The sequence below is a fragment of the Saccharopolyspora oryzae genome, assembly GCF_027853915.1.
GTDB lineage: Bacteria > Actinomycetota > Actinomycetes > Mycobacteriales > Pseudonocardiaceae > Saccharopolyspora > Saccharopolyspora oryzae.
In genome coordinates this window covers 1-23,753 of record NZ_JAQGLA010000097.1, presented here as the reverse complement: position 1 = coordinate 23,753, position 23,753 = coordinate 1, and the positions used below count along the sequence as shown (strand labels likewise).

Here is a 23,753-nt window from a genome sequence, read left to right as displayed (position 1 = left end):
CACTTGAACATCTCGCCACCGAGACCGTGGCTGCGGTGCTGCTCGTGCACGCGCACCGCCTCGATCTGAGCGCGCAGCGCACCGCGCCGGGCCAGGCCGGGGATGAACGTCAGCTGCATGGTGGCCACGACCTGGTCGCCGGTGGTCGCCACCAGCAGCAGTTGCGCCGGATCGGCGTCGATGGCGGCGAAAGCCGCCTGGTAGGGCGCGAGATCGGCAGCGGACTCGCGGGTCGCCCCGAGCTGATCAGCGGCCAGCAGCCCGATGACAGCGGTGAGGTCGTCCTCGGTGGCCCGGCGGAGCCGGTAGGTGACGGGGCCGACGGGCAACGTCGCAAGCACGCTCAACGAACTCTCCACAGTGGATTCGTGAACCAGGTTTCCTGATGCGACAACGTACCTGGCGAAGATCATCAAGTGCCGCTGGGGTTGGTAGCCGACGGATCGCGTCATGGCTGCTGAGCGGGCAGCTGCGCCCACTGGTACTGGTGTTCAGGACGACCGGTCGCCCCGTAGCGGAGGTTCATGATCGCGCGGCCGTCTTCAGCGAGCGTGGTGAGGTAGCGCTGCGCGGTCGCCCGGGCTATGCCGAGGGCCTGCGCGATTTCCGAAGCTGATACCGGTTCTCGGTGTTGGCGCAGGGCTTCCGCGACCAACCGGGCCGTGACCGCGGACCGGCCTTTCGGCGTGCCTTTGCCGTCCTTGTCGTGCAGCAGCCGGACCGCGCGGTCGATCTCTTCCTGGTTCGCCGTGTGATCAGGAGAGGACAGCTGCGCGCGGTAACGCGCGTAAGCCGCGAGCCGCTCGGCCAGGTCCTCAGCCGTGAAGGGCTTGACGAGGTAGTTCAGCGCCCCGGCGGCGAACGCGGCGCGAACGGTGGAGGTGTCTGACACGGCGGTCAGCATGATGGTGTCGGCGGAAATCTCGCGCAGCAGGCGCAACCCCGACTCGCCGGGCAAGTAGTGGTCCAGCAGGACGAGGTCCGGCGCGAGTTCCTGCACCCGGACCCGCGCCTCGGCCGCGGTGTGCGCGGTGCCGACCACCGCGAAACCCGGGACGCGCTCGACGTAATCGGCGTTCACCCGGGCGACCCGGATGTCGTCCTCCACGATGAGAACCCGAATCCTCACTTCTCCTCCTGACTGGCGAGCGGCTCGGCATCCGACGAGGTTCGGCCAGATCTCGCTTCCAGGACCTGGGGCAGTTCGGCGAGGAAAAGAGCGCCGCGCTCGGTTCCTCCCGCCTCGGCGAGGCGCACGTCGCCGCCGAGGCTGCGGGCGGCCTGCCGGGTCAGCGCGAGCCCGATCCCGCGCCCGTGGCCGTCCTTCGTCGACACCCCTTCCACGAAGAGGGAATCCCGCAGGTGATCCGCCACGCCGTCCCCGGAGTCGGTGACCGCGACGTGCAGCGTGGTGCCTTCCGCGAGCAGGTCCACCTCGACCGCCGCCGGCCGTCGCGAACCGAGTTGAGCAGCTTCCAACGCGTTGTCCACCAGGTTGCCGACGACCGTGGTGACCTCCAGCGGAGCGATCACCTTGGCCGGGACCCAGCTGTTGCCCCCGACGCGCAGCTCGATGCCCTGCTCCGCCGCCGCCGAGGTCTTGGCGGACAGGAATGCTTGCAGGTAGGGGTCTTCGACGAGGTCGCCGCCCGAACCCAGCAGCACGATCGGGCCGGTGGAGATCCCGTCCAGGTATTCGGTCGCTTCCCGGTAGTGGCGGGTGCGCAGCAACCCGGTCAGCGTGTGCATCCGGTTGGCGAACTCGTGGCGTTGCGCGCGCAGCGCATCCGTGAGCGCCCGCGTCGTGTCGAGTTCCCTGGTGAGTACTTCCAAGTCCGTGCGGTCGCGCAGGGTGAGCACCCCACCCAGGTCCCGCCCGTCCTTGGTCACGTCGCGGTAGTTCGCGACCAGCACGCGGTCGCCGGCCACGGTGACGAGGTTGTCGGCGCGCTCGCGGTGCTCGAGCGCGGCGCGCAGCCGCGGCGGCAGCTCGAGCTCGGTGAGCGGTATTCCGGGGGTGATCTGCGTGCTGAGCAGTCTCCTGGCTTCGCCGTTGCACACCGAGACGGTGCCCGCGGCGTCCACCGCCAGCACACCTTCGCCGATCCCGTGCAGCACCGCCTGGTGCTCCTGCATCAGTTCGGCCAGCTCGCGCGGTTCCAGGCCGAGGGTGCGGCGTTTCAGCAGCCGGGTGAGCAACAGCGCGCCGAAAGCCCCGAGCAGCAGCGCGACGCCGCCGAACAACGCGGACATGCCCAGTTGGCGCCACCTGGTGGCGTCGATCTCGGCGGCGTCGATGCCGACGCTGACCTCGCCGACGATGGTGCCCGCGCGGTCGCGCAGCGGAACCTTCCCCCGCGCTGACAGGCCGAGCGTGCCGCGCTCGACGTTGACGACTTCGTGGCCGTTCAAGGCCTGGCTGGGGTCGGTGCTGACGTGCTGGCCCACGAGGCTCGCGTTGGGATGGGCCAGCCTGATCCCGTTCTCATCGGTCACCACGACGAACAGGGCGCCGGTGCCCAGCCTCGCCCGTTCCGCTCTGGTTTGGACCGCCTGCGTGTCGTCGTGCGCCACCGCATCGGCGAGGTCGACGTCGGATGCGACGGTGCGCGCGATGTTGATCGCCTGCTGCCCGTACTGCCCCACGAGTTGCGCGCTTTCCATCCAGGCGGCCACCAGCGACCCGACCGCGACGACCAACGTCAGCAGGCCGATCTGCAAGACCAGGACCTGGTGTGCGAACCGCATGCGTGCCGGGGCCATGCGCAGACGTTACGTCGCGGACGCGGGCTCGCCCAAGGTTCGATCTGCGTGCGCAAAATGCGCAGAACGTTGGGAACGTTCATTACGCGTACAGCGAGAAGAACCCCGCTGCGGCGCACCCGCGCACCTACCTTCGTGCCCGAGCAGCACGGGCGTCATCGACGTCCGGCCCGATGGGACGACGGTGTCCCGGCACGACACAGGAGTCGCGCATGATCGAGTTGAGGAACGTCACGAAGCGCTTCCCCAGCGGTTCGGGAGGGGTGCACACCGCTCTTCGCGACCTGACGATGGCGGTGGGGCGCGGGGAGTTCGTCGCGGTCGTCGGCCCGACCGGCTGCGGCAAATCCACCGCGCTGTCCCTGGTTTCCGGTTTGGAACCGCCGTCGATGGGCACGGTGTCGATCGGCGGAGAGCCGGTGACCGGCATTCCGGACGGGATCGGCTACATGTTCCAGAGCGACGCGGTGATGCCGTGGCGGTCGGTGGTGGACAACGTCGCCGCGGGCCCCCGGTACCGGGGTGCGACCCGGTCGGCGGCCCGCGCCGAAGCGCGGGAGTGGGTGCAGCGGGTCGGTCTCGGCGGATTCGAGGGCTACTACCCGCACCAGCTGTCCGGTGGGATGCGCAAACGCGTCGCGCTGGCCCAGACATTGGTGAACGCGCCGTCGATCCTCCTCATGGACGAGCCGTTCAGCGCGCTGGACGTGCAGACGCGCGGGTTGATGCAGGACGAGTTGCTGCGGTTGTGGTCGGGCACGGAGGCCGCCGTCATCTTCGTGACGCACGACCTGGAGGAGGCCATCGCGCTGGCCGACCGGGTGGTCGTCATGACCACCGGCCCGGCGACGGTCAAGGCGTCGTTCGAAGTCGCGTTGGAACGGCCCCGCGATGTGGAGGAAGTGCGGATGACCCCGGAGTTCCTGGCGATATACCGGGAGATCTGGCAGTCGCTGAAGGAAGAGGTCGAGAAGACTCGCGGGAGAGGTGTCGGTCGTGTCGCGTGAAACGGGAACCGTCGAGTCCCCAGCCGGGGCGGAGGCGGATGCTGTTGCTGAACCGCAGGACATCGTGCGGTCCGCGGAGGCGGCGAGGCGTCGCCGCCGCGTCAAGGTGTGGGGCACGCGGCTGGCCTTGGTGGTGGTGTGGCTGGTCAGCTGGGAGCTGACCGCCACTTACCTGATCGATCCCTTCTTCTACTCGAAGCCGAGCGCGGTCGGCGTGCGGTTGGTGGAGTGGTTCACGGCCGGCACGAGCCAGGGGTCGATCTGGGAGCAGATCCTGGTCACGCTGCAGGAATCGGTCAGCGGTTTCGCGGTCGGCTCGCTCGCCGGGATCGTGCTGGGCATCCTGCTGGGCCGCAGTCCGGTGCTGTCGGACATCTGCGCGCCGTTCATCAAGGCGGCCAACGCGGTTCCCCGCATCGTGCTCGCGTCGCTGTTCGTGATCTGGTTCGGCCTGGGGCTCACGTCGAAGATTGCGACCGCGTTCATCCTGGTGTTCTTCGCCGTGTTCTTCAACGCTTTCCAGGGCGCTCGCGAAGTCGACCGGAACCTGATCGACAACGCCCGGATCCTCGGCGCGAACCGGCTGCAGATCCTCGGCACGATCGTGGTGCCGAGCGCGATGTCGTGGATCCTCGCCTCGCTGCACGCGGCGTTCGGCTTCGCGCTGATCGGCGCGGTGGTCGGCGAGTTCACCGGCGCGGACAAGGGGCTCGGACTGCTGATCAACCGGGCCCAGGGCACCTACGACGCCGCCGGGATCTACGCCGGGATGATCGTGATCACGGTGATCGCCCTGGCCGCGGAATGGTTGTTGACCGCGCTCGAAGACCGGCTGCTGAAGTGGCGACCCGCCATGAGCAAGACGGAGATCCAGATCTGATCAACTGCGGAAACCCAGGCGATGTCTGCGGTTTCGCTACCCGCACCGCAACGAATACCACTACCGGTACACCTTCTAGGAGCGATCAATGAAGATTCGCGCCTCACTTCTGGCTGCGCTCGTCATGGCTTCCGGACTCGTCCTCGGCTCCTGCCGCAGCACGGCCAGCGGCCCCGCTGGCGACCCCAACGACATCAAGCTCGAGGTCGGTGGCATCGACAAGGTCATCTACCTGCCCGCGAAGCTCACCGAGCAGCTCGGCTTCTTCAAGGAGCAGGGCCTCAACGTCACCCTGCTGGACGAGCCCGCCGGTGCCAGCGCGGAGAACCAGCTGGTCGCCGGCGAGGTGCACGGCGTGGTCGGCTTCTACGACCACACGATCGACCTGCAGTCCAAGGGCAAGTGCATCACCAGCGTGGTCCAGCTCGCCGACGTGCCCGGCGAGGTCGAGGTCGTCGGCAGCAAGGCGGCCGGCGAGATCAAGAGCCCGGCCGACTTCCGGGGCAAGAAGCTGGGCTTCACCAGCCCGGGTTCCTCCACCGACTTCCTCACCCAGTACCTGGCGACCAAGTCCGGCGTGGGGACCCAGGAGTACACCGGTGTGAAGGCGGGAGCAGGTCAGACCTTCATCGCCGCGATCGACAACGGCGGCATCGACGCCGGGATGACCACCGATCCGACGGTGGCCAAGCTGGTGGATTCGGGCAAGGCGAAGGTGCTGCTGGACATGCGGACCGAGGAGGGCACGAACGCCGCGCTCGGCGGCCTGTACCCGTCGAGTTCGCTGTACATGGACTGCGCCTACGTCGAGCAGCACGAAGAGCAGGTGCAGAAGCTGGCGAACGCGTTCGTGAAGACGCTCGACTTCATCCAGAAGCACTCCGCCGAGGAGATCGCGGCGGCGATGCCACCGGACTTCGCCGGAGGTAACCGGGACCTGTACCTCAAGGCCATCAACGACACGAAGGGCATGTTCAACGGAACCGGCAAGATGCGACCCGAGGGCGCGAAGAACGTCCTCGAAGTGCTGGCCCGGTTCCACCCGACTGTCAAGGACAAGCACGACCAGATCGACCTGTCGAAGACCTACACCACGAAGTTCGCGGACAAGGCGCAGCCCCGCTGACCACGGCGAGCGCACCCCGTCGGGAAGGGGCCCGGCGGGGTGTTCCGCTGTCCCGCCGCCGCAGGCGACCGAGCCTGGCCCCGCTGGAGCCGCCCCGCAGGGCTTCGCACGCCCGTCCGCTCAGCCGAGCAGTTTGGCGAAGAACCAGCCGACCCGGCTCACCCTGCGGACCCGCGGGTTGTCGGCGACTCCGTGGATCTCCCACTGCTGCCCGCACACGTCGCAGGTCCACATGCCGATCTGGCTGGTGTCGGGTTCGCACGGGTGCCCTCGACGCCCTTTTCGCATGGCTTGATCACACCACAGCGCTCCGCTGCCGTGGGGTGGTCCGCTGCGGGCGGATCGGGTGAAACCGTGACTTTTGGCCTTACCCAGCGTGCACACCCACGCCGTAGCGTCATCGGCGGTTGCTCGATCGGGGAGAGGGGCCGCAAGTGACCGTGCGAGAACTGGTGGACCAGATGGAACGCCGCTGGGACGAGTTGATGACCCTGCGCGCGAGCCCGGACATGTACGGCAGCGAGAGCCTGGACGGCCAGCTCGCCGAACTGGAGCTCTGGCTCCTCCGCATGCAACGACTGACGGCTACCGCCGCATGACCGGAGTCCGCATCAGCAACTGAGCACCCGCCTAGCGCAGAGGAGCTGACCGATGCCGTTCATCGACATCAAGGTGATCGCAGGAGTGTTCACCGACGAGGAGAAGCGGCGGCTCGTGGAGGACGTCTCCGAAGCGGCCATCGCCGTCGAGGGCGAAGCGCTGCGGCCGGCGACGCACGTGGTGATCACCGAGACGCCCAGCGGCGGGTGGGCGATCGGGGGAAAGCCCCTGACCAGCGAAGACGTCCAGGCGAAGCGCGCCTCCGGATGACCGTCAGCCCCTCACCGGTCCGGGTGGCAGGTGCAGGGGTCTTGGCAGGCGTGGTTGAGGCCCGGCAGGGGATAGGTGTCCACGCGTTCCGCGCGGCCGATGGTGAGCCAGGACAGGACTCCGCCGGCCGCGCACAGGGCCGCTGAGATCAGGAGGGCTCGGCCGAAGCCGGGGCCGAGCGGGGCACCGGCCGCGGTGTGCGACAGGCCTGCGACCACCGGCAGCACCGCCACCGCGAGCAGACCGGCCAGTCGGGACACCGCGTTGTTCACCCCGGAGGCGACTCCGGCGTTGTTCTCGCTCACCGAGGCGAGCACGGCCGAGGTCAGCGGCGCCACGGTGATCGACAGGCCGAGACCGAACACCAGCACCCCCGGCAGCACCCCGGAGGCATAGGTGCTGCCGGGAACGGCCCAGGTCAGCAGGGTGAGGCCGACCGCGCAGATGATCGGGCCGAACGTCATCGGCAGTCGCGGGCCGGTGCGCTGCGCGACCGCTCCGACCCGGCCGGAGAGCAGCAGCATGATGATCGTGATCGGCAAGGTCGCGATGCCGGCCTGGAGCGCGGTGTAGCCCATGGACTGCTGCAACTGCAGCGACAGCAGGAACAGCGCACCGCTCAGCGCCGCGTACACGGTCAGCGTCGTGAGGTTGGCCCCGGTGAACTGGACGGAGCGGAACAACGACAGCGGCAGCAGCGGGCTGGGGTGGCGCTGCTCGATCAGCGGGAAGGACACCAGGCCCGCTGCTCCGGCGACCGCCGCCGAGGTGGTCAGCGGCGTCCAGCCCACCGTGGGGATTTCGATCAGCGCGAATACGGTCCCGGACAGGCCGATGGTCACCGCGAGTGCGCCGAGGATGTCCGGTCGCCCTGTGGCCTGCGGGTTGCGTGTTTCCGGGACGTGCCGCAGCGCCAGCAGCGCAGCCGCGGCGATCGGCACGTTGATGAAGAACACCGCGCGCCAGGACACCGCGTCCACCAGCCAGCCACCGACGAACGGCCCGATCGCCGAGGACACGCCGGTCAGACCTGCCCACCTGCCCACGGCCTCCCCGCGGTCCTCCTGCCGGATCGTCGAGTTGATCAGCGCCAGGCTGCCGGGCACCAGCAGCGCCCCGCCGACGCCCTGGAGCAGCCGCGCCACGACGAGTGCTTCGCCGGTCGGCGCGAACCCGCATCCCAGCGAGGCGATGGTGAACAGCACCAACCCGATCACGTACACGCGGCGTCGCCCGTAGCGGTCACCGAGCGCACCGCCGAGCAGCAGCAACGCGCTGAGCGTGAGCAGGTAGGCGTCGAGCACCCACTGCAGGACGCTGAGGCCGCCGCCGACCTCGCGGCCGATCGCGGGAAGCGCGACGTTGACGACCGACCCGTCCAGGAAGGCCACGCCGGAGCCCAGGATCGTGGCGAGGAGGATCCAGCGGCCCGACCGCGATCGCAGCGCTGCGGCATTGCTCATCAGCCGACCATAGGCCGCGACCGGGGGTGGGCTCAGCGCGGACCGGGCGTGAAGGACATCGGCAGGTGCTTGATGCCGTTGATGAAGTTCGACACCAGGCGCTGCACCGGCCCGGTCACCTGCAGGTCGCGCATCCGCCACAGCGCCTCGCGGTAGAAGGCGCGCAGCTGCAACCGGGCGAAGTGCGCGCCCAGGCAGACGTGCGGCCCATCGCCGAAGGCGACGTGGTCGTTGGGGGAGCGGCGGATGTCGAAGCGGTGGGGTTCGGGGAACCGCGCGTCGTCGAAGTGCGCCGAGCAGTGGAACACCACGACCTTGTCCCCGGCCCGGATCCGCTGCCCGCCGAGTTCGGTGTCGGCGATGGCGGTGCGGCGGAAGCTGAGCACCGGCGGGTGGAAGCGCAGCGTCTCCTCGATCGCGGAGTCCAGCAGCTCCGGTTCCGCCAGCAGCAGCCGGTGCTGGTCGGGGTGCTGGGCGAAGGCGAGCACGCCGCCCGGCAGGGCGCTGCGCACCGTGTCGTTGCCCGCCACGGACAGCAGGAAGAAGAACATCTCCAGCTCGGCGTCGGCCAGTCCGCGCCCGTCGAGCTCGGCGTTGGCCAGCGCGGTCATCACGTCGTCCGCCGGATTGCGGCGCTTGAACGCCGCGAGGTCCTGGGCGAAGGCGAACATGTCCGCCAGCATGGCCGGGGAACGTGGGTTCACCGGTCGTCCATCGGCGTCCAGGGTGACCTCGGAGTGCTCGGGATCCTGGTAGCCGATCACCCGGTTGGTCCACTCCAGCAGCATCCCGCGATCGGTCTCCGGCACGCCGAGCAGGTCCGCGAGGTTGCGCAGCGGGTAGTCGTCGGTCACCTCGACCGGCAGATCGCAGCCGCCGCGCTCGATCGCCTCGTCGACCAGCAGCCGCGCCCGCTCGGCCACGGCATCGCGGAACCGGTCGACGCGCCGCGGCGTGAACGCCCGGCTGACCAGCCGCCGCAGCCGCCCGTGCTCGGGCGGGTCGAGGTTGAGCATCATGCGCCGGATGAACGGCAGGTCCTCCGGGGCGGGATCGCGGATCTGGGTGGCGCCCAACCAGGACGAGTAGCGGTCAGCGGACTTCAGCACCGAAACGACGTCGGAATGCCGGGTCACCGCCCAGAAACCGGGGCCCGCGGGCCAGTCGCCGACCTCGCGCTCCTGCTGCCAGCTCACCGGGGCGTGCTCGCGCAGCCACGCGAAGTCCTCGTGCGGCACGCCGGCGGCGTACCTGCGCGGGTCGAACACGTCCGGGACTTGGGTGGGCGCTGCCATCGCGACTCCTTCTCCGGTGCCGGTCCAGGCACACTCTGGTCGCCGCGCGGTCGAGCGTCAACGCCCAACCCGGTCGTCCACAGTGGATCACCGCTGGGGAACGGCGAGCCCGTCCGCCGCGAGCTCCGAGGCCCGGGCCTCAGGTGCGTAGCGGCGCAGCAGGTCCAGCCCGATCTGGGCGCGGCGCACCCGCTCCCGGCCCAGCGCCACCGCGGTGGGGGTCAGGTGGGTTCCGCTGGGGTAGATGTTCGGGGCGTTGCGCAGGCCGAACTTCACGTACACCGGGGCCGCGACGCGCACGATCTCGGCGATCTCGAAGTGCCGGACGAAACCGCCCATGTCGTCGGGCGCCTCGACGTAGACGTCCAGCGGCAGGTCGGTGGCGGAGCGGATCGCGGCCAGTTGCCCGATGCTCAGATCGGTGGGCACGTTGTAGGTGTCGGCGCCCAGGTCCTCGGCGATGCGCACCGAAGCCGGGTTCGCCAGTCCCATTTGGACGCTGATCTTGAACTGCAGGTCGGGCGGCAGATCGCCGGCCGCGCGCATCGCGGACGCGGTCTTGAGCACGCCGAGATCGGTGATCAGAACGCTGCGGATGCCTGCCTCGGCGGTCCGCTTGACGTCTTCGAGCACGTGCACGAGCTGTTCGGCACCGCGTGCCTGCGCTGCCACCGACCCGCCGCCCGGGGCGGTGGCCATCGGGCTGGTGTCCCACCCGGCGACCGGCCGGGCGAACAGGCTCAGCTCGACCGACCGCGCGGCGGCGGTCTCGGCCATGGTGTGCAGTTCCGCGTCGGTGAGCAGCATTCCGCCGCTGCCCTGCGAGATGCGGTGCACCACGACCTGGCGTGCCTCGGCTTCGGCGAGCACGGCGTCGAGGACCTCGGGGCCTTCCGTGCTCGGGATCTCCACCCGGTACTGCGCACCGTCGGGGAACCGCTTGGTGCTGGTGACAGGGGCGTCCTCGCCGGGCAAGCCCTGGGAACGCAGGAACTCTCGGGTCTGGTGCACGCATCCGCTCCGTTCGAAATTCCAAACGACGTTCGGAAAATCGTATGAACCGGGGATGATGCGGTCAAGCAGGACACCCGCTCGGCGGCCGGTATCGGATACGATGTTCGAAATATCGGTCACGCGCCGAGATCTTCGGCGGGGAGGAGCACCAGCGGTGGCACGAGCGGTACCAGCGGTGGAGCGGGCATTCGACGTACTGGAGCTGTTCCTGGACACCCACGAGCTCAGCGCGCCGGAGATCACCGCGCAGCTCGGCCTGCCGCGCACCACGGTGCACGAGCTGGTCGGCACCCTCAGCGAACGCGGCTACCTGATGCCCGCGGGGCGCGGCAGCAACAAGTTCCGCCTCGGGGTGCGCGGATTCCAGCTCGGCTCGGCCTACGCCGAACGCCTCGACCTGGCCAGGGAGGGGCAGCTGGTCGCGGAGGAGATCGCCGAACGCTGCCAGGAAACGGTGCACGTCGGCGTCCGCGAGGGAACCGAGGTGCTCTACGTGGCCAAGGTCGACAGCAGCCACCCGGTCCGCATGGTCTCAGCGGTGGGCCGGCGACTGCCCGCGCACTGCACCGCCGTCGGCAAGGCGCTGCTGGCGCCGCTGCCGCGCGCCGAGGTCGACGAGCTCTACGGCAACCGCCGCCTCAACGCGATGACCGAGCACAGCATCACCACCCGCAAGGCACTGCGCGCCGAACTCGACCAGATCGCCGAGGACGGGGTGGCGCGCGAGTACTGCGAGTCCAACGAAGCGGTGGCGTGCGTGGCCGCCCCGGTGCGCGACCACACCGGCGAGGTGGTGGCCGCGATCAGCATCGCGGTCCCGATCCTGCGCTGGAACGACGAGACCGAAGCAGCCCTGCGCGACCTGGTCCGGGAGGGCGCGACCACCCTCTCCGGACACCTCGGCCACGTCGAACGCGGCTGATCAGTAGCGGACGATGACGACCGGGCACTTGGCGTGCACGGCGCAGCGCTGGCTGACCGAACCGAGCAGCGCACCGTAGAAGCTGCCGTGGCCCCGGCTGCCGACCACGAGCAGCTCGGCCCCTTCGGCCGCGTCCAGCAGCGCTTGGGCGGCGTGGCCGTGGGTGAGCGTGCGCTCGATCGGCACCCTCGGGAGGTCCTCGTCCTCGATCTGGTCGACGGCGTCGTCGAGGGCCTTGCGCGCGGCGTCCTCGAAGTCGTCCGGCGGCATCGGACCGCCCTCCCAGCTGTAGAACGCCGGGAACTCCCAGGCCCCGACAGCGTGCACGGACCCGTCGAGCAGCGCGGCCTGCCGCACCGCCCACCGCAGCGCGCACTTCGAGGGGTCCGAACCGTCCACTCCGACGACGATCTTGCGTTCGCTCATGGCACCAGCCCTCCGCCAGCTCCGGCCTGCTCGAGCGCACGGCGCGCTTGCGTTCCATGGAAGTACGAACCGATGACCTCGTCCAGTCCTGGATCCGCGACCACGACCTGCCCCGCGATTACCGCCAGTGCGCGAACCGGAGGTCACCGCTGCCGGCCCGCGCCTGCGCCCGGTACCTGACCTGACCCCATCCGGTTAAGCCCGAAAGCGTTGTGCTCTGGGAAAACCAGTGTGGAATTGCGGGACTCGCGGTACGGAAAGTGCAGGCCTTACCCGGCTGGGTGCTTGTGACCCAACGTAGTGCGCGATACACCTGGGGATGCTGTGGCGAAATCTGGGAACGCTGTGGCGAGCCACCGACCACATCTGAGGTGAGCGACCATGACCACCACCGGACGCTATCTGGTGCTGCTGGAGGACAACGCGACCATCATCGGAACCCGGGAGCTGTCCCGGTTGACCGGCATCCGCTGCGCCAACACCGCCGACGCCGCCGGCGCGGCGCCCGGTGAGCTGTTCCGCAGCGCGGGCGGGATCGTGCTGCACGACCTGGGCGTCGCGCTGATCAGCGCCGACGAGGAGCAGTTCACGTCGCTGCAGCGGGCGGCGGGCGAGCGCGGGCCGATCGCGGGGATCGAGGCCGAACGCCAGGTGTTCGCCATCGGCGACCCGTCGACCTCCGTCGAGGACGGCGAGTTCACCTGGGGTCTGCAGGCGGTGCGCGCCGACCGCACCCAGCCCACCGGCAAGGACGTCCGGATCGCGGTGCTCGACACCGGCCTGGACCTCAAGCACCCGGATTTCGCCGGCCGGGACATCGTCACCGGTTCCTTCGTCGAGGGCCAGGACGTCCAGGACGGGCACGGCCACGGCACGCACGTGATCGGGACCTCCTGCGGCCCGCGGACCTCCTCGGAGGGGCCGGGCTACGGCATCGCCTCGGAAGCCAGCATCTACGCGGGCAAGGTCCTCGGCGACGACGGTTCGGGCAGCGACAGCGGCATCCTGTCCGGGATCCAGTGGGCCATCTCCAACGGCTGCGCGGTGGTGTCGATGTCGCTGGGCGCGCCCACGCAGCCCGGTGCGCCCTACTCGGATGCGTTCGAGAAGGTCGCGCAGCGGGCGATGGAGCGCGGCACGCTGATCATCGCCGCCGCGGGCAACGAGAGCGAGCGCTCGGCGGGCACGATCGCGCCGGTCGGGCACCCGGCGAACTGCCCGTCGATCATGGCCATCGGCGCGATCGACTCGCAGCTGCAGATCGCCGACTTCTCCTCCGGGACGGTCGACGAGATCGGGCAGGTGGACCTGGTCGGCCCCGGCGTCGACGTCTACTCCAGCTGGCCGGGAGCGGAGCGCTACCGCAAGCTCAGCGGCACCAGCATGGCCACCCCGCACGTTTCCGGCGTGGCCGCGCTGTACGCCCAGCAGTACGCGGAGCGGGCCTGGGGCCTGTGGGCCCGGTTGTCGCAGACGGCTCGCCGGATGCCGCTGGCCGCCACCGACGTGGGTGCCGGACTGGTCCAAGCGCCGTGAGCACGTGAGGGTGCCTCCGGACGAGGCGAATCACCCGGAGGCACCCTCCGCAACGCCGGCGCGCGGGTCATTCTCCGTCGTAAATGGCCTGCGCGGCGACCTTGGTGCTGTTGCCGAGGTCCTCGGCTGCCGCGGCCGCTTGGTCGAGCGCGACGTGCACGGCAGAAGGCTCGGCGGAGTTGGGCTGCTTGAAAGCGGACGCCAGACCGTCCAGCTGCCGGGCGAGTCGCGCGCTGGTCGCGGTGATGACGAGCAACGCCTCCCGGGCCTCGACGATCGCCTCCGGCGACCTGGCGAGATCTCGGGAGCCGTGCTCCAACCGGCGACCTGCCTGCTCGATCAACTCGGCGGTCGTCTCGACGTTCCGCCAGCGCGGCGTACCGCTGCTCATCTGGTCGCTCCCCACAGCGTCCGACAGCTCCGCACGGGTGCCCCCGAACCGGAGAAGGCCTCACGCCGTTCGGGTTACCCGAGCGGCCCGATCGACATGCTTCACAGGCGCGTGCGGAGGCTCACCGCGGCTACCGCGCTCACCGCCGCCGCGGCCACGCCGAACCGTCGCGTCCCGGACACCGCCACCCGGCGGCGGAACACGTCGTAGCCGGACTCCACGATGCAGTCGAGGATCTCGCCGTAAAGGGTGAACGCGGTGCGCACGCAGGGGCGCGAGCGAGGCGCGAGCAGCGAGATACCGGGTTCCGCGCCCCGGTACAGCGCGCGGGTGCGCGCCACCTGGTCGGCGAAGGCCCGGCGCACCCTCCGGTCGGGGCGACCCGTCCGGTGGCACCACGCCAGGCGTTCGCGGTCCACTCCGAACGCGGCCAGCTCGTCCAACGGCAGGTAGACGCGCCCGCGGTCGAGGTCTTCGGCGACATCGCGCAGGAAGTTCGTCAGCTGGAAGGCCTCACCGAGAGCAGCGGCGTAAGGCGCGGCGTCCGCCGCGGGGGACACCGTGCCGAACACCGGGAGCAGCTGGAGGCCGATCACGGCGGCCGAACCGTGCACATATGCGTCCAGCTCGGCTCGGGTGGGGTAGTCGCGGACGGTCAGGTCCATCCGCATCGACGCCATGAAATCGGTGAACAGCGCAGGATCGATCTCGTGGCGCCACGTGGTGTCGATGAGCGCGGCCAGGATCGGGTGCTCGCTGGACCCGGCGCGCAGTCCGGCGCGCAGCTCACCGTCCAGCTCGTCGACCGCATCCTGGCGCTCGCGCACGCTCCGCGGACCGGTTTCGTCGACGATGTCGTCCACCCACCGCGCGAAGCCGTACAGCGCGTGCACGGACGGTCGCTGCGCTGCGGGCAGCAGGCGGGTGGCGAGGAAGTAGGTGCGTCCGTGCTGGGCGTTGAGCGTCCGGCACCGCTGGTAGGCGTGGCGCAGGTGCGGCCGGATGCGGGCGGCGTCGAGCTCGCGGCGTGTCACCGCCGACGACCTGATACCCGTGTCCATACCGGAAATCACAGCACACGGAGTGCGCCGGCGTGCGCACGGTAGCTGCTCGCGGTGAACCCCGTCACTACCGGCAGTCCGATTAGGACAGTCGCCTGCGCTGCGAGCTTCGGGTACCCGACCCGGTGGTGTTCGAAACCCCGCTAGCCGAGCCCGCTTTCGGCCAGGGCCTCGTCCAGGCCGTCGAGCAGCACCACTCCGAGGGTGTTCGCGACCGAGCCGGTCGCCAGGTCGGTGCGCAACCGCTGCGCCAGGAGCGTGACCCGCCCCGGGTCCGGCTGCTCCTGCTTGGTGGCCTCGCACAGCCGCTGAGCGGTCAGCTCGATCTCGACGGTCTCGCCGTAGCGCGCGTGCACCGTCGGCAAGGCCAGCAAGACCACCTTGGCGACCCGGGTCAGCCCGGAGTAGTCGATGCGGCGCGGCGCGTCCTCCAGCGACGTCCTGGCCTGCGGTACGACGGCCTCGGACGGGTCGTCGAGCACCGCCACCGACTGCGACCTGCTCCAGGACGTGATGTCACCACCGTGCCGACCTGCGCAGATGAGCCCGGAACCGGTCAACCCGGCCCTCGTCGGAGTGCCCAGCTGCCCAACACCGCTGGTGGCGATCAACTCGCGCTCGCGCAGCGCCTCCAACACCTCCGCGAGCTCGGTCCACGACGGCTGGACCGCGGCGGCCTCGGCTGCGGGGCTGTCGAAGAAGTCCGCGACATCCGGCCGGAACCGGTGGTCCTCGTAGAGGTACCGGAGGAAGGCGCGAGCGATCGACTCAAGCCGTGACAAAATCGCCTCCAAGTGCGTGCGCGTCCGCCTGGGCGAGAGGGAGAGCGGGCCGCGGGGGCTGTCGAACCAGCGGTCGGCGTGCGCCACGTCGTCCCGGAAGTGCTTCCGCTGTCCCCAGTTCAGCGATTCACCTCGGCGACCGCCGGGCCCCGAACGGCCGCGACGCAGGAAGCCTAAGCGGCTCGACGGCTAGATCGCAGGGGTCTTTTGTCACCCACAAGCTGATTCCCGGCGATTCGCCGGGACGTCCACATTGCTCTCGCGCGGTGGGGGAGTTACCCACGTGGGACGTGCGGGGGCCGCCGGTCGCAACTCACATCCACCCCTGCCGCGACCGGCGGCCTTTTGCGCGCGGAATCCCCTCTGCGTCCCGCGCGCACGCGGGCGCTCCAGAACGCCCGCATGATCGAGACCGGCGAGGTCCCCGGGCGTGACGTGACTTCGCGAAAATTCTTTAAATTGCCTTCGGAGGTCGTTTCGCTCATCGGCGCGGCGGCACCTCAGCGCTGGTTCTGACTGCGGGTGACCACCCTCGTGCACGCCGATGCGCGGCGGCTGGGCCCAACCCGCGCGAACCGGCCGAAACGACTCTTCACGCGGGTTTCGGCGGCTCGGTGCGGAGGCCGTCGAAGGCGATCTTGGTGACCGCGTCGGCGATCTGCTCGGCCCGCGTTCCGCGGGTCGGCTTGTACCACTCGATGATCGAGTTGACCATGCCGAACAGGAGCTTGGTGGTCAGCGCCGGGTCGACGTCCGGGCGGATGCTGCCCTCCGCCTCGGCCTGCTTGACCAGATCGCTGACCACCAGGTCGAACTCGCGGCGGCGGGCCAGCGCCTGCCGCTCGACCCGGGTGTTGCCGCGGACCCGCAGCAGCAGCGTGACGAACGGAAGCTCGGCCACCAGCACCTCGATGCTGCGGCGCACGACGTGCTCGAGCCGGTCTATGGCCCGGCCGGTCGTGGAGGCTTCCTCCTCGGTGACCGCGAACAGCGCGTCCAGCGCCCGGTCGACGCTCAGCCGGAGCAGCTCGTCCTTGCCGGAGACGTGGTAGTAGATCGCGGACTTGGTGATGCCCAGCCGCTGGGCGAGGACCTCCATGCTGGTGCCCTCGTAGCCGCGCTCGTTGAACACCCGCACGGAGACGTCCAGCAGCCTGCCGAGGTCGTAGCCGGGTCGACCTCGGCGGTTCGCCCGCCCAGCGTTGTCAGCCATGGGCCCGAGTATCCCAGTCGCGTCGACCGGACGTTCGGTCAGGATTCACGGCGGTCGACGATCCGCCGCAGCTTGCCCACCGAGCGCTCCAGGGTGTCCGGATCCACCACCGCGACCTCGGTGCTGATGCCGACGCCGTCCTTGATCGCGCGAACCAGCTCAGCGCTGGCCTCGTCCCGCCGCGGTCCGGGGCAGTCGATCCGGGCCTCCACCCGCACCGTCATCCGGTCCATCCGCCCCTCCCTGGTCAGCATCAGCTGGAAGTGCGGGGAGAGCCCGTCGGTGCGCAGCACCAGCTCCTCGATCTGGGTGGGGTAGACGTTGACCCCGCGCAGGATGATCATGTCATCGCTGCGCCCGGTGATCTTGGCCATCCGCCGCATCGGCCGCGCGGTGCCCGGCAGCAGGCGGGTCAGGTCGCGGGTGCGGTAGCGGATGATCGGCATCGCCTCCTTGGTCAGCGAGGTGAACACCAGCTCGCCCTCGCTGCCGTCGGGCAGCACCTCCTCGGTGAACGGGTCGATCACCTCGGGGTAGAAGTGGTCCTCCCAGATGTGCGGGCCGTCCTTGGTCTCCGCGCACTCGTTGGCCACCCCGGGACCCATCACCTCGGACAACCCGTAGATGTCGACCGCGTCGAGGTCCAGCCGCTCCTCGATCTCCTGGCGCATCTGCTCGGTCCACGGTTCGGCGCCGAGGATCGCGACCCGCAGCGAGGTGCTGCGCGGATCGATGCCCCGCCGCTCGAACTCGTCGATCAGGGTGAGCAGGTAGGACGGCGTGACCATGATGATCTCGGGCTGGAAGTCCTGGATGATCTGCACCTGCCGGGCGGTCATGCCCCCCGAGGCGGGGATGACCGTGCAGCCCAGCCGCTCTGCGCCGTAGTGCGCGCCGAGACCGCCGGTGAACAGCCCGTAACCGTAGGCGACGTGCACCCGGTGGCCAGGCCGACCGCCGGCCGCGCGGATCGAGCGCGCGACCATGTCCGCCCAGGTGTTCAGGTCCCGGTCGGTGTAGCCGACCACGGTCGGCTTGCCGGTGGTGCCGCTGGAGGCGTGCAGCCGGCGGACCTGGTCCAGCGGGACCGCGAACATGCCGTACGGGTAGTTGTCCCGCAGGTCCTGCTTCGTGGTGTGCGGGAACTTCGCCAGGTCCGCCAGGCTGCGGCAGTCCTCCGGCCGCACCCCGGCGCGGTCGAACTTCTCCCGGTACAGCGGCACGTTCTCGTAGGCGTGCCGCAGCGTCCACTGCAGCCGCTCCAGCTGCACCGCCGCCAGCTCGTCGGCCGTGTACCGCTCCGCGGGGTCGAGGTCGGCCGGGTCCGGCGCGGTCCCGAGCCTGCGCGGTGCGGAGTGTGCTTCGGTGGTGGCGGTCATCGCGTGGCTCCCTCGGACTGGCTGGTCGGCGCTGCGCCGATCGTTCGGCTGTGCCCGCGGAACTCGGCGATCAGCTCCTCGCCGCGGTGCACGGAGACGTCGTAGATCCCGCTGCGCCCGAACCTGGTGCGCTCCACCGCGCGGGCGACGAGCTCGTCGCCGAGCCGCGCCGGGCGGATGAAGGTGACGTCCGCGCCGGCCGCGACGGTGGTCGGTCCGTAGCTGTTGCAGGCGCAGGCGAAGGTCGTGTCGGCCAGCAGGAAGAGGTAGCCGCCGTGCGCGATCCCGTGCCCGTTGACCATCGTCTCGGCGATCGTCATCCGGGTGCGGGCGGTGCCGCTGCCGACGTCGATCAGCTCGATGCCCAGCGCCTGGGAGGCACGGTCGCCGTCGAACATCACCTGGGCCGGGTTGCGCTCCGTCGCGCTGGGTTCCTGCACTGTGCACCGCCTTGAAACCGAACGAACAGTCAGTAATTAATCCCGGTGGCCGCGGAGCTGTCAAGAGCATTCGACCGAAGTGGTCTTCCTGGCTCGGTCAAGGCGGATTCACCCGGTCCGGGTGCTGTCGCGGGGTGAACACGCGTGCTACTTTTCGAATGAACGGTCAGTAAAGAAATCCGATCCAGCGGAGTCCGAGGCTTGAGGAGGTCGGGGTGCATGGCTGCCCTGCGGAGCTACGTCAACGGTGACTGGCACGCGCCGGTGGAGGACGGCGTGCCGTTGCACGACGCGGTCACCGGCGAAGAGGTCGCACGAATCTCCTCGGCCGGGGTCGACATGGCCGCGGCGCTGGCGCACGGCCGCGAACGCGGCGGCCCAGCGCTGGCCGAGCTGACCTTCCACCAGCGGGCCGCGCTGCTGAAGAGCCTGGCCTCCTACCTGCTGGAGCACCGGGAGGAGCTGTACGCGCTGTCGGCGCGCACCGGCGCGACGCTCGGCGACTCGAAGTTCGACGTCGACGGCGGCATCGGGGTGCTGTTCGGCTACTCCAGCAAGGGCCGCCGGGAGATGCCGAACGACACGGTCTACGTCGACGGCGCGGTGGAGCCGCTGGGCAAGGGCGGCACGTTCCTCGGCCAGCACGTCTGCACCCCGCTGAGCGGCGTCGCGGTGCAGATCAACGCCTTCAACTTCCCGGTGTGGGGCCCGCTGGAGAAGTTCGCCCCCGCGTTCCTGGCCGGCGTGCCCAGCCTGATCAAGCCGGCCAGCCAGACCGCCTACCTCACCCACCGGCTGGTGGAGCTCATGATCGGCTCCGGGCTGCTGCCGGAGGGCTCGCTGCAGCTGATCTGCGGCAGCGTGGGCGACCTGTTCGAGCACCTCACCGACCAGGACCTGGTGTCGTTCACCGGATCGGCGGCGACTGGCCAGCGGCTGCGCGCGCATCCGGTGGTGGCGGCGAACTCGGTGCGCTTCAACGTCGAGGCGGACTCGCTGAACTGCTCGATCCTGGGCCCGGACGCCGAGCCCGGCAGCGCCGAGTTCGACCTGTTCGTCAAGCAGCTGGTCACCGAGATGACGGTCAAGGCGGGACAGAAGTGCACCGCGATCCGCCGCGCCCTGGTGCCCGCGGGGCGGATGGACGACGTGGTGGCCGCGGCCAAGGCCCGGCTGGAGAAGGTCGTCGTCGGCAACCCGAACTCGTCGGGAGTGCGGATGGGCGCGCTGGCCAGCCTCGAGCAGCGCGAGGAGGTCCGGCGGTCGCTGAAGGCGTTGCTGGAAGCCGGGACCCTCGTGCACGGCGACCCCGACCACGTCGAGGTCGTCGACGCGGACGCGGAGCGCGGCGCGTTCCTCTCGCCGATGCTGGTCCGCTGCGACGACCCGGACCAGCCCCAACCGCACGAGGTGGAGGCCTTCGGTCCGGTCAGCACGCTGATGCCCTACGAGAACGCCGCGCACGCGGTCGACCTCGCGCGGCGGGGCAAGGGCAGCTTGGTCGGTTCCGTGGTGACCGCCGATCCGGCCTTCGCCCGGGAAGTGGTGCTGGGCGCGGCGTCCCGGCACGGCCGGATGCTGGTGCTCAACAGCGACAACGCCAAGGAGAGCACCGGGCACGGTTCGCCGCTGCCTGCGCTGGTCCACGGTGGACCGGGACGGGCCGGTGGCGGTGAGGAGATGGGCGGCATCCGCGGCGTCCTGCACCACATGCAGCGCACTGCGGTGCAGGCCGACCCGGCGACGCTGACCGCGATCACCGGCCAGTGGGTGACCGGCAGCCCGCGGAACATCACCGACGTGCACCCGTTCCGCAAGCACCTGGAGGACCTGCGCGTCGGCGACACGGTGGTCGCCGGTCCGCGCCGGGTGACCTTGGAGGACGTGGAGCACTTCGCCGAGTTCACCGGTGACACGTTCTACGCCCACACCGACGAGGAAGCGGCCAGCGCCAACCCGTTCTTCGACGGCCGGGTCGCGCACGGCTACCTGGTGGTCTCCTTCGCCGCCGGTCTGTTCGTGGACCCGGACCCGGGTCCGGTGCTGGCCAACTACGGGCTGGAGAACCTCCGGTTCCTCACGCCCACCTACCCCGGCGACGAGATCACCGTGACCATGACCGCCAAGCGGATCACGCCGCGGGTCGGGGCCGAGCACGGCGAGGTCCGCTGGGACGTGGACGTGACCAACCAGGACGGCGATTCGGTGGCCAAGTACGACGTGCTGACCCTGGTCGCCAAGCGGCCGGACACGCAGGAGTGACCATGACGACCACGGTGCGAGCCGACCAGCTCGACGACGACGAGCTGCAGCGGCACTTCGACGACCGGATCTCCCACGACCAGCGCATCGAGCCGCGGGACTGGATGCCGGAGGGCTACCGCAAGACCCTGGTGCGCCAGATCGCGCAGCACGCGCACTCCGAGATCATCGGCATGCAGCCGGAGGGCAACTGGCTGACCAGGGCACCGAGCCTGCGGCGCAAGGCGATCCTGCTGGCCAAGGTGCAGGACGAGGCCGGGCACGGGCTCTACCTGTACTCCGCGGCCGAGACGCTGGGCGTCGACCGCTCGGAGCTGACCGAGAAGCTCATCGACCGCCGGCAGAAGTACTCGTCGATCTTCAACTACCCGACGCTGACCTTCGCCGACATCGGTGTGATTGGCTGGCTGGTCGACGGCGCGGCGATCTGCAACCAGGTGCCGCTGTGCCGAAGCTCGTTCGGCCCGTACGCGCGGGCGATGGTGCGCATCTGCAAGGAGGAGTCGTTCCACCAGCGGCAGGGCTACGAGCTGCTGATGACGATGATGCGCGGTACCGCCGAGCAGCAGCAGATGGTGCAGGACGCCACCGACCGGTGGTGGTGGCCGTCGCTGATGATGTTCGGCCCGCCCGATGCGGATTCGCCCAACACCCAGCAGTCCATGGCGTGGCGGATCAAGCGGCACACCAACGACGAGCTCCGGCAGAAGTTCGTCGACATGACCGTCCCGCAGGCTGACGCGCTCGGCGTCACGCTTCCCGACCCGGAGCTGCGCTGGAACGCCGAACGCCAGCACTACGACTTCGGCGAGCCCGACTGGTCGGAGCTCAAGCGCGTCATCAGCGGTGGCGGAGTGTGCAACGAGGAGCGGGTGGCCCGGCGCCGCGCCGCGCACGAGGAAGGGCAGTGGGTGCGCGAAGCGGCAGCCGCCCACGCCGCCAAGCAAGCCGCACGCGAGGAGGTCGCGCGATGAGTTCGGACGCCGAGGTGGGCGCGCCGCGTCCCTCGTGGCCGCTGTTCGAGGTCTTCGTCCGGGGCAAGCGGGGGCTCAACCACGTGCACGTGGGTTCGCTGCACGCCGCGGACGAGCAGATGGCGCTGCACAACGCGCGGAACCTGTACACCCGTCGCAACGAGGGCGTGAGCATCTGGGTGGTCCGAGCGGACGCGATCACCGCGTCCAGCCCGGACGAGAAGGACCCGTTCTTCGCCCCCAGCGGAGACAAGGTGTACCGGCATCCGACGTTCTACCGGATCCCCGACAACGTCCCCCACATGTGAGGTCGGCTCAATGTCGTTCGACAACGCCTACGAGGCGCTGACCGCCGCCGAACCGGACGGCGAGTCCCGCTGGGCATTCGGCACCGGATTCGACGATCCGCTGTCCGGTGTGGACACCGCGCTGCCCGCCGACGTCGACGGCGTCGAGTTCAGCCGCTACCTGCTGATGCTCGGCGACGACGCCCTGATCGCCTCGCACCGGTTGACCGAGTGGGTCACCCGCGCTCCGGAGCTGGAGGACGAGCTGGCGCTGGCCAACATCGCGCTGGACCTGCTCGGACAGGCCCGGTTGCTGCTGGCCCGGGCCGGACAGGCCGACGGCACCGGGCGGGGGGAGGACGAGCTGGCGTACTTCCGCGACGAGCGGGAGTTCCGCAACGTGCGGCTGGTCGAACCGCCCAACGGCGATTTCGCCCAGAGCATCGCGCGACTGCTGGTGTTCTCGACCTGGCGGCTGGCGCTGTTCAGCAGGCTCGCGGAGTCCCGCGACCCGGTGCTGGCGGCGATTGCGGCCAAGGGGATCAAGGAGCTGGCCTACCACCGCGAGTACGCGGCGCAGTGGACGGTGCGCCTCGGTGACGGCACCGAGGTCTCGAAGGAGCGGATGCAGCAGGGACTCGACGAGGTGTGGCCGCTGGTCGGAGAACTGTTCGTCCGGCACGAGACCGAGCTGCGGATGACGGAGGCCGGAGTCGGCGTCGACCCCGCGGACGTGCGCGCCGAGTTCGACGACGTGATCGACCAGGTCTGCGCGGCAGCGACGCTGCAGCTGCCGGACCGGCAGGCGCTGGCCGGAGTGGGTGGGCGCGCCGGCCGGGACGGGATCCACACCGAGCACCTGGGCTACCTGCTGGCGGAGATGCAGAGCCTGGCCCGAGCACACCCGGAGGCGACGTGGTGATCAGCACGAAGCCGGACCTCCAGCACGCCAGGGCGGTCGCCGAGTCGGTCACCGACCCGGAGCTGCCGGTGCTGACGCTGGCCGATCTCGGTGTCCTGCGCGAGGTCGAGATGACCGACGAGGGCGCGGTGATCGTGTCCATCACCCCGACCTACTCGGGATGCCCGGCGATGCGCGAGATGCGCAGCGACCTGAGCAGCCGCCTGCGCGAAGCCGGCTTCCCCGAGGTCGAGGTGCGGACGGTGCTGGACCCACCGTGGACGACGGACTGGATCAGCGAGGCCGGTCGGCGCAAGCTCGCCGACTACGGCATCGCCCCGCCCGGCGCCGCTCCGAACCGCCCCACCGGCCCGGTTCCGCTGACACTGACCCCGCCGCGCTCGCAGGTCCGCTGCCCGCAGTGCGGTTCACCGGACACCGAGCAGGTTTCGCAGTTCAGCTCGACCGCGTGCAAAGCGTTGCGCCGGTGCCGCGCGTGCCACGAGCCTTTCGAGCACATCAAGGAGATCTGACGTGGTCACTCCAGCCCCCGTCGACGCCCCCGCCCCGTCCGCGGGCCGCCGTCGCACCGCGTTCCACCCGCTGCGCGTCAGCCGGGTGGAGAAGCTGTGCGACGACGCGGTCGCGGTGAGCTTCGAGGTCCCCCCGGAGCTTTCGGAGGAGTTCGCCTTCCGGCCCGGTCAGTCCTTGACGTTGCGCCGCAGCGTCGACGGCCGGGAGGAGCGCCGGTCGTACTCGAT

27 protein-coding genes and 1 pseudogene are annotated in these 23,753 nt (G+C 70.0%); 14 read left to right on the top strand and 14 right to left on the bottom strand.

The genetic code is table 11. The features are described from left to right. The 3 genes from OU415_RS33435 to OU415_RS33425 all read right to left on the bottom strand — a co-directional run. The coding region (locus OU415_RS33435) for a GNAT family N-acetyltransferase (protein WP_270953551.1) at positions 1–341 on the bottom strand (341 nt) is incomplete at its 3' end. A gap of 107 nt (positions 342–448) precedes the next feature. After that, on the bottom strand, positions 449–1,129 hold the full coding sequence (locus OU415_RS33430) for a response regulator transcription factor (protein WP_270953547.1): 681 nt from the start codon (positions 1,127–1,129) through the stop codon (positions 449–451). Further along, positions 1,126–2,763 (bottom strand): sensor histidine kinase, encoded by a 1,638-nt coding sequence (locus OU415_RS33425; protein ID WP_270953545.1) that lies wholly within the window; start codon positions 2,761–2,763, stop codon positions 1,126–1,128. The genes OU415_RS33430 and OU415_RS33425 overlap by 4 nt, the downstream gene beginning before the upstream one ends. A gap of 212 nt (positions 2,764–2,975) precedes the next feature. Here OU415_RS33425 and OU415_RS33420 point away from each other — a divergent pair, with 212 nt between their 5' ends. The 3 genes from OU415_RS33420 to OU415_RS33410 all read left to right on the top strand — a co-directional run bounded on the left by OU415_RS33420 (position 2,976) and on the right by OU415_RS33410 (position 5,776). Then, on the top strand, positions 2,976–3,770 hold the full coding sequence (locus tag OU415_RS33420; protein ID WP_270953543.1) for an ABC transporter ATP-binding protein: 795 nt from the start codon (positions 2,976–2,978) through the stop codon (positions 3,768–3,770). Further along, positions 3,760–4,650, top strand: a complete 891-nt coding sequence (locus OU415_RS33415; protein ID WP_408641962.1) for an ABC transporter permease — start codon at positions 3,760–3,762, stop codon at positions 4,648–4,650. The genes OU415_RS33420 and OU415_RS33415 overlap by 11 nt, the downstream gene beginning before the upstream one ends. Before the next feature lie 88 nt (positions 4,651–4,738). Beyond that, the gene (locus OU415_RS33410) at positions 4,739–5,776 is read left to right on the top strand and encodes an ABC transporter substrate-binding protein (protein ID WP_270953541.1); all 1,038 of its coding nucleotides are present in this window, start codon (positions 4,739–4,741) and stop codon (positions 5,774–5,776) included. A 120-nt stretch (positions 5,777–5,896) separates the two neighbouring features. On the opposite strand, the gene OU415_RS33405 is transcribed toward OU415_RS33410, so the two are convergent. Next, the gene (locus tag OU415_RS33405; RefSeq protein WP_270953539.1) at positions 5,897–6,064 is read right to left on the bottom strand and encodes a hypothetical protein; all 168 of its coding nucleotides are present in this window, start codon (positions 6,062–6,064) and stop codon (positions 5,897–5,899) included. Positions 6,065–6,210: 146 nt separating this feature from the next. Between OU415_RS33405 and OU415_RS33400 the strand changes: the two genes are divergently transcribed. Beyond that, on the top strand, positions 6,211–6,375 hold the full coding sequence (locus OU415_RS33400) for a hypothetical protein (protein ID WP_270953538.1): 165 nt from the start codon (positions 6,211–6,213) through the stop codon (positions 6,373–6,375). Positions 6,376–6,427: 52 nt separating this feature from the next. Continuing rightward, a complete protein-coding gene (locus tag OU415_RS33395; RefSeq protein WP_270953536.1) occupies positions 6,428–6,646 on the top strand; it encodes a tautomerase family protein in 219 nt (72 codons plus the stop codon). 11 nt (positions 6,647–6,657) lie between these two features. Here OU415_RS33395 and OU415_RS33390 read toward each other — a convergent pair whose 3' ends face one another. From OU415_RS33390 to OU415_RS33380, 3 genes are all read right to left on the bottom strand, one after another. Then, entirely contained in the window at positions 6,658–8,109 is a 1,452-nt protein-coding gene (locus OU415_RS33390; RefSeq protein WP_270953535.1) for an MFS transporter, read from the bottom strand. Between the two features lie 32 nt (positions 8,110–8,141). After that, positions 8,142–9,404 (bottom strand): cytochrome P450, encoded by a 1,263-nt coding sequence (locus OU415_RS33385; protein ID WP_270953534.1) that lies wholly within the window; start codon positions 9,402–9,404, stop codon positions 8,142–8,144. A gap of 87 nt (positions 9,405–9,491) precedes the next feature. Further along, on the bottom strand, positions 9,492–10,415 hold the full coding sequence (locus OU415_RS33380; protein ID WP_270953533.1) for a U32 family peptidase: 924 nt from the start codon (positions 10,413–10,415) through the stop codon (positions 9,492–9,494). Between the two features lie 157 nt (positions 10,416–10,572). Between OU415_RS33380 and OU415_RS33375 the strand changes: the two genes are divergently transcribed. After that, entirely contained in the window at positions 10,573–11,340 is a 768-nt protein-coding gene (locus OU415_RS33375; protein ID WP_270953531.1) for an IclR family transcriptional regulator, read from the top strand. On the opposite strand, the gene OU415_RS33370 is transcribed toward OU415_RS33375, so the two are convergent. Further along, positions 11,341–11,766 carry a universal stress protein gene (locus tag OU415_RS33370; protein ID WP_270953529.1) on the bottom strand — a complete coding sequence of 142 codons (426 nt, stop codon included), beginning with the start codon at positions 11,764–11,766 and terminating at the stop codon, positions 11,341–11,343. A 56-nt stretch (positions 11,767–11,822) separates the two neighbouring features. Between OU415_RS33370 and OU415_RS33365 the strand changes: the two genes are divergently transcribed. Then, entirely contained in the window at positions 11,823–11,951 is a 129-nt protein-coding gene (locus OU415_RS33365; protein WP_270953528.1) for a hypothetical protein, read from the top strand. A gap of 196 nt (positions 11,952–12,147) precedes the next feature. After that, positions 12,148–13,302 (top strand): S8 family peptidase, encoded by a 1,155-nt coding sequence (locus OU415_RS33360; protein ID WP_270953526.1) that lies wholly within the window; start codon positions 12,148–12,150, stop codon positions 13,300–13,302. A 67-nt stretch (positions 13,303–13,369) separates the two neighbouring features. Here OU415_RS33360 and OU415_RS33355 read toward each other — a convergent pair whose 3' ends face one another. The 6 genes from OU415_RS33355 to paaI form a co-directional block, all read right to left on the bottom strand. Then, a complete protein-coding gene (locus OU415_RS33355) occupies positions 13,370–13,693 on the bottom strand; it encodes a hypothetical protein (RefSeq protein WP_270953524.1) in 324 nt (107 codons plus the stop codon). A gap of 101 nt (positions 13,694–13,794) precedes the next feature. After that, a complete protein-coding gene (locus OU415_RS33350) occupies positions 13,795–14,754 on the bottom strand; it encodes a phytoene/squalene synthase family protein (RefSeq protein ID WP_270953523.1) in 960 nt (319 codons plus the stop codon). A 143-nt stretch (positions 14,755–14,897) separates the two neighbouring features. Beyond that, complete coding sequence (locus OU415_RS33345; RefSeq protein WP_270953522.1) at positions 14,898–15,536, bottom strand: hypothetical protein; 639 nt, start codon at positions 15,534–15,536, stop codon at positions 14,898–14,900. 592 nt (positions 15,537–16,128) lie between these two features. Continuing rightward, positions 16,129–16,749, bottom strand: a complete 621-nt coding sequence (locus OU415_RS33340; RefSeq protein ID WP_270953521.1) for a TetR/AcrR family transcriptional regulator — start codon at positions 16,747–16,749, stop codon at positions 16,129–16,131. Between the two features lie 38 nt (positions 16,750–16,787). Beyond that, positions 16,788–18,128 carry a phenylacetate--CoA ligase PaaK gene (gene paaK / locus OU415_RS33335; protein WP_270953519.1) on the bottom strand — a complete coding sequence of 447 codons (1,341 nt, stop codon included), beginning with the start codon at positions 18,126–18,128 and terminating at the stop codon, positions 16,788–16,790. Then, positions 18,125–18,526 carry a hydroxyphenylacetyl-CoA thioesterase PaaI gene (gene paaI / locus OU415_RS33330; RefSeq protein ID WP_270953548.1) on the bottom strand — a complete coding sequence of 134 codons (402 nt, stop codon included), beginning with the start codon at positions 18,524–18,526 and terminating at the stop codon, positions 18,125–18,127. Before paaI ends, paaK begins: the two co-directional genes overlap by 4 nt. Positions 18,527–18,787: 261 nt before the next feature. Between paaI and paaZ the strand changes: the two genes are divergently transcribed. The 6 genes and pseudogenes from paaZ to OU415_RS33300 all read left to right on the top strand — a co-directional run. Then, a complete protein-coding gene (paaZ, locus tag OU415_RS33325; protein WP_270953518.1) occupies positions 18,788–20,830 on the top strand; it encodes a phenylacetic acid degradation bifunctional protein PaaZ in 2,043 nt (680 codons plus the stop codon). Positions 20,831–20,832: 2 nt separating this feature from the next. Beyond that, the gene (paaA, locus tag OU415_RS33320; protein WP_270953517.1) at positions 20,833–21,804 is read left to right on the top strand and encodes a 1,2-phenylacetyl-CoA epoxidase subunit PaaA; all 972 of its coding nucleotides are present in this window, start codon (positions 20,833–20,835) and stop codon (positions 21,802–21,804) included. Then, positions 21,801–22,112, top strand: coding sequence for a 1,2-phenylacetyl-CoA epoxidase subunit PaaB (gene paaB / locus OU415_RS33315; protein ID WP_270953516.1), 312 nt, complete (start codon positions 21,801–21,803; stop codon positions 22,110–22,112). The genes paaA and paaB overlap by 4 nt, the downstream gene beginning before the upstream one ends. 10 nt (positions 22,113–22,122) lie before the next feature. Then, positions 22,123–23,013: a 1,2-phenylacetyl-CoA epoxidase subunit PaaC gene (gene paaC, locus OU415_RS33310; protein WP_270953515.1), complete on the top strand. Its 891-nt coding sequence runs from the start codon at positions 22,123–22,125 to the stop codon at positions 23,011–23,013. Next, on the top strand, positions 23,007–23,525 hold the full coding sequence (gene paaD, locus OU415_RS33305) for a 1,2-phenylacetyl-CoA epoxidase subunit PaaD (RefSeq protein WP_270953513.1): 519 nt from the start codon (positions 23,007–23,009) through the stop codon (positions 23,523–23,525). Before paaC ends, paaD begins: the two co-directional genes overlap by 7 nt. A gap of 1 nt (position 23,526) precedes the next feature. Continuing rightward, a pseudogene (locus OU415_RS33300) lies at positions 23,527–23,753 on the top strand (phenylacetic acid degradation protein); the annotation flags it as partial.

What these genes read in the sequence shown, in the direction of transcription:
- OU415_RS33425 (WP_270953545.1), bottom strand. Translation starts at nt 2,763, where the DNA reads ATGGCCCCGGCACGCATGCGGTTCGCACACCAGGTCCTGGTCTTGCAG.
- OU415_RS33420 (WP_270953543.1), top strand. Translation starts at nt 2,976, where the DNA reads ATGATCGAGTTGAGGAACGTCACGAAGCGCTTCCCCAGCGGTTCGGGA.
- OU415_RS33410 (WP_270953541.1), top strand. Translation starts at nt 4,739, where the DNA reads ATGAAGATTCGCGCCTCACTTCTGGCTGCGCTCGTCATGGCTTCCGGA.
- OU415_RS33405 (WP_270953539.1), bottom strand. Translation starts at nt 6,064, where the DNA reads ATGCGAAAAGGGCGTCGAGGGCACCCGTGCGAACCCGACACCAGCCAG.
- OU415_RS33395 (WP_270953536.1), top strand. Translation starts at nt 6,428, where the DNA reads ATGCCGTTCATCGACATCAAGGTGATCGCAGGAGTGTTCACCGACGAG.
- OU415_RS33390 (WP_270953535.1), bottom strand. Translation starts at nt 8,109, where the DNA reads ATGAGCAATGCCGCAGCGCTGCGATCGCGGTCGGGCCGCTGGATCCTC.
- OU415_RS33385 (WP_270953534.1), bottom strand. Translation starts at nt 9,404, where the DNA reads ATGGCAGCGCCCACCCAAGTCCCGGACGTGTTCGACCCGCGCAGGTAC.
- OU415_RS33370 (WP_270953529.1), bottom strand. Translation starts at nt 11,766, where the DNA reads ATGAGCGAACGCAAGATCGTCGTCGGAGTGGACGGTTCGGACCCCTCG.
- OU415_RS33365 (WP_270953528.1), top strand. Translation starts at nt 11,823, where the DNA reads ATGGAAGTACGAACCGATGACCTCGTCCAGTCCTGGATCCGCGACCAC.
- OU415_RS33360 (WP_270953526.1), top strand. Translation starts at nt 12,148, where the DNA reads ATGACCACCACCGGACGCTATCTGGTGCTGCTGGAGGACAACGCGACC.
- OU415_RS33355 (WP_270953524.1), bottom strand. Translation starts at nt 13,693, where the DNA reads ATGAGCAGCGGTACGCCGCGCTGGCGGAACGTCGAGACGACCGCCGAG.
- OU415_RS33350 (WP_270953523.1), bottom strand. Translation starts at nt 14,754, where the DNA reads ATGGACACGGGTATCAGGTCGTCGGCGGTGACACGCCGCGAGCTCGAC.
- OU415_RS33340 (WP_270953521.1), bottom strand. Translation starts at nt 16,749, where the DNA reads ATGGCTGACAACGCTGGGCGGGCGAACCGCCGAGGTCGACCCGGCTAC.
- paaK (WP_270953519.1), bottom strand. Translation starts at nt 18,128, where the DNA reads ATGACCGCCACCACCGAAGCACACTCCGCACCGCGCAGGCTCGGGACC.
- paaI (WP_270953548.1), bottom strand. Translation starts at nt 18,526, where the DNA reads ATGTTCGACGGCGACCGTGCCTCCCAGGCGCTGGGCATCGAGCTGATC.
- paaZ (WP_270953518.1), top strand. Translation starts at nt 18,788, where the DNA reads ATGGCTGCCCTGCGGAGCTACGTCAACGGTGACTGGCACGCGCCGGTG.
- paaA (WP_270953517.1), top strand. Translation starts at nt 20,833, where the DNA reads ATGACGACCACGGTGCGAGCCGACCAGCTCGACGACGACGAGCTGCAG.
- paaB (WP_270953516.1), top strand. Translation starts at nt 21,801, where the DNA reads ATGAGTTCGGACGCCGAGGTGGGCGCGCCGCGTCCCTCGTGGCCGCTG.
- paaC (WP_270953515.1), top strand. Translation starts at nt 22,123, where the DNA reads ATGTCGTTCGACAACGCCTACGAGGCGCTGACCGCCGCCGAACCGGAC.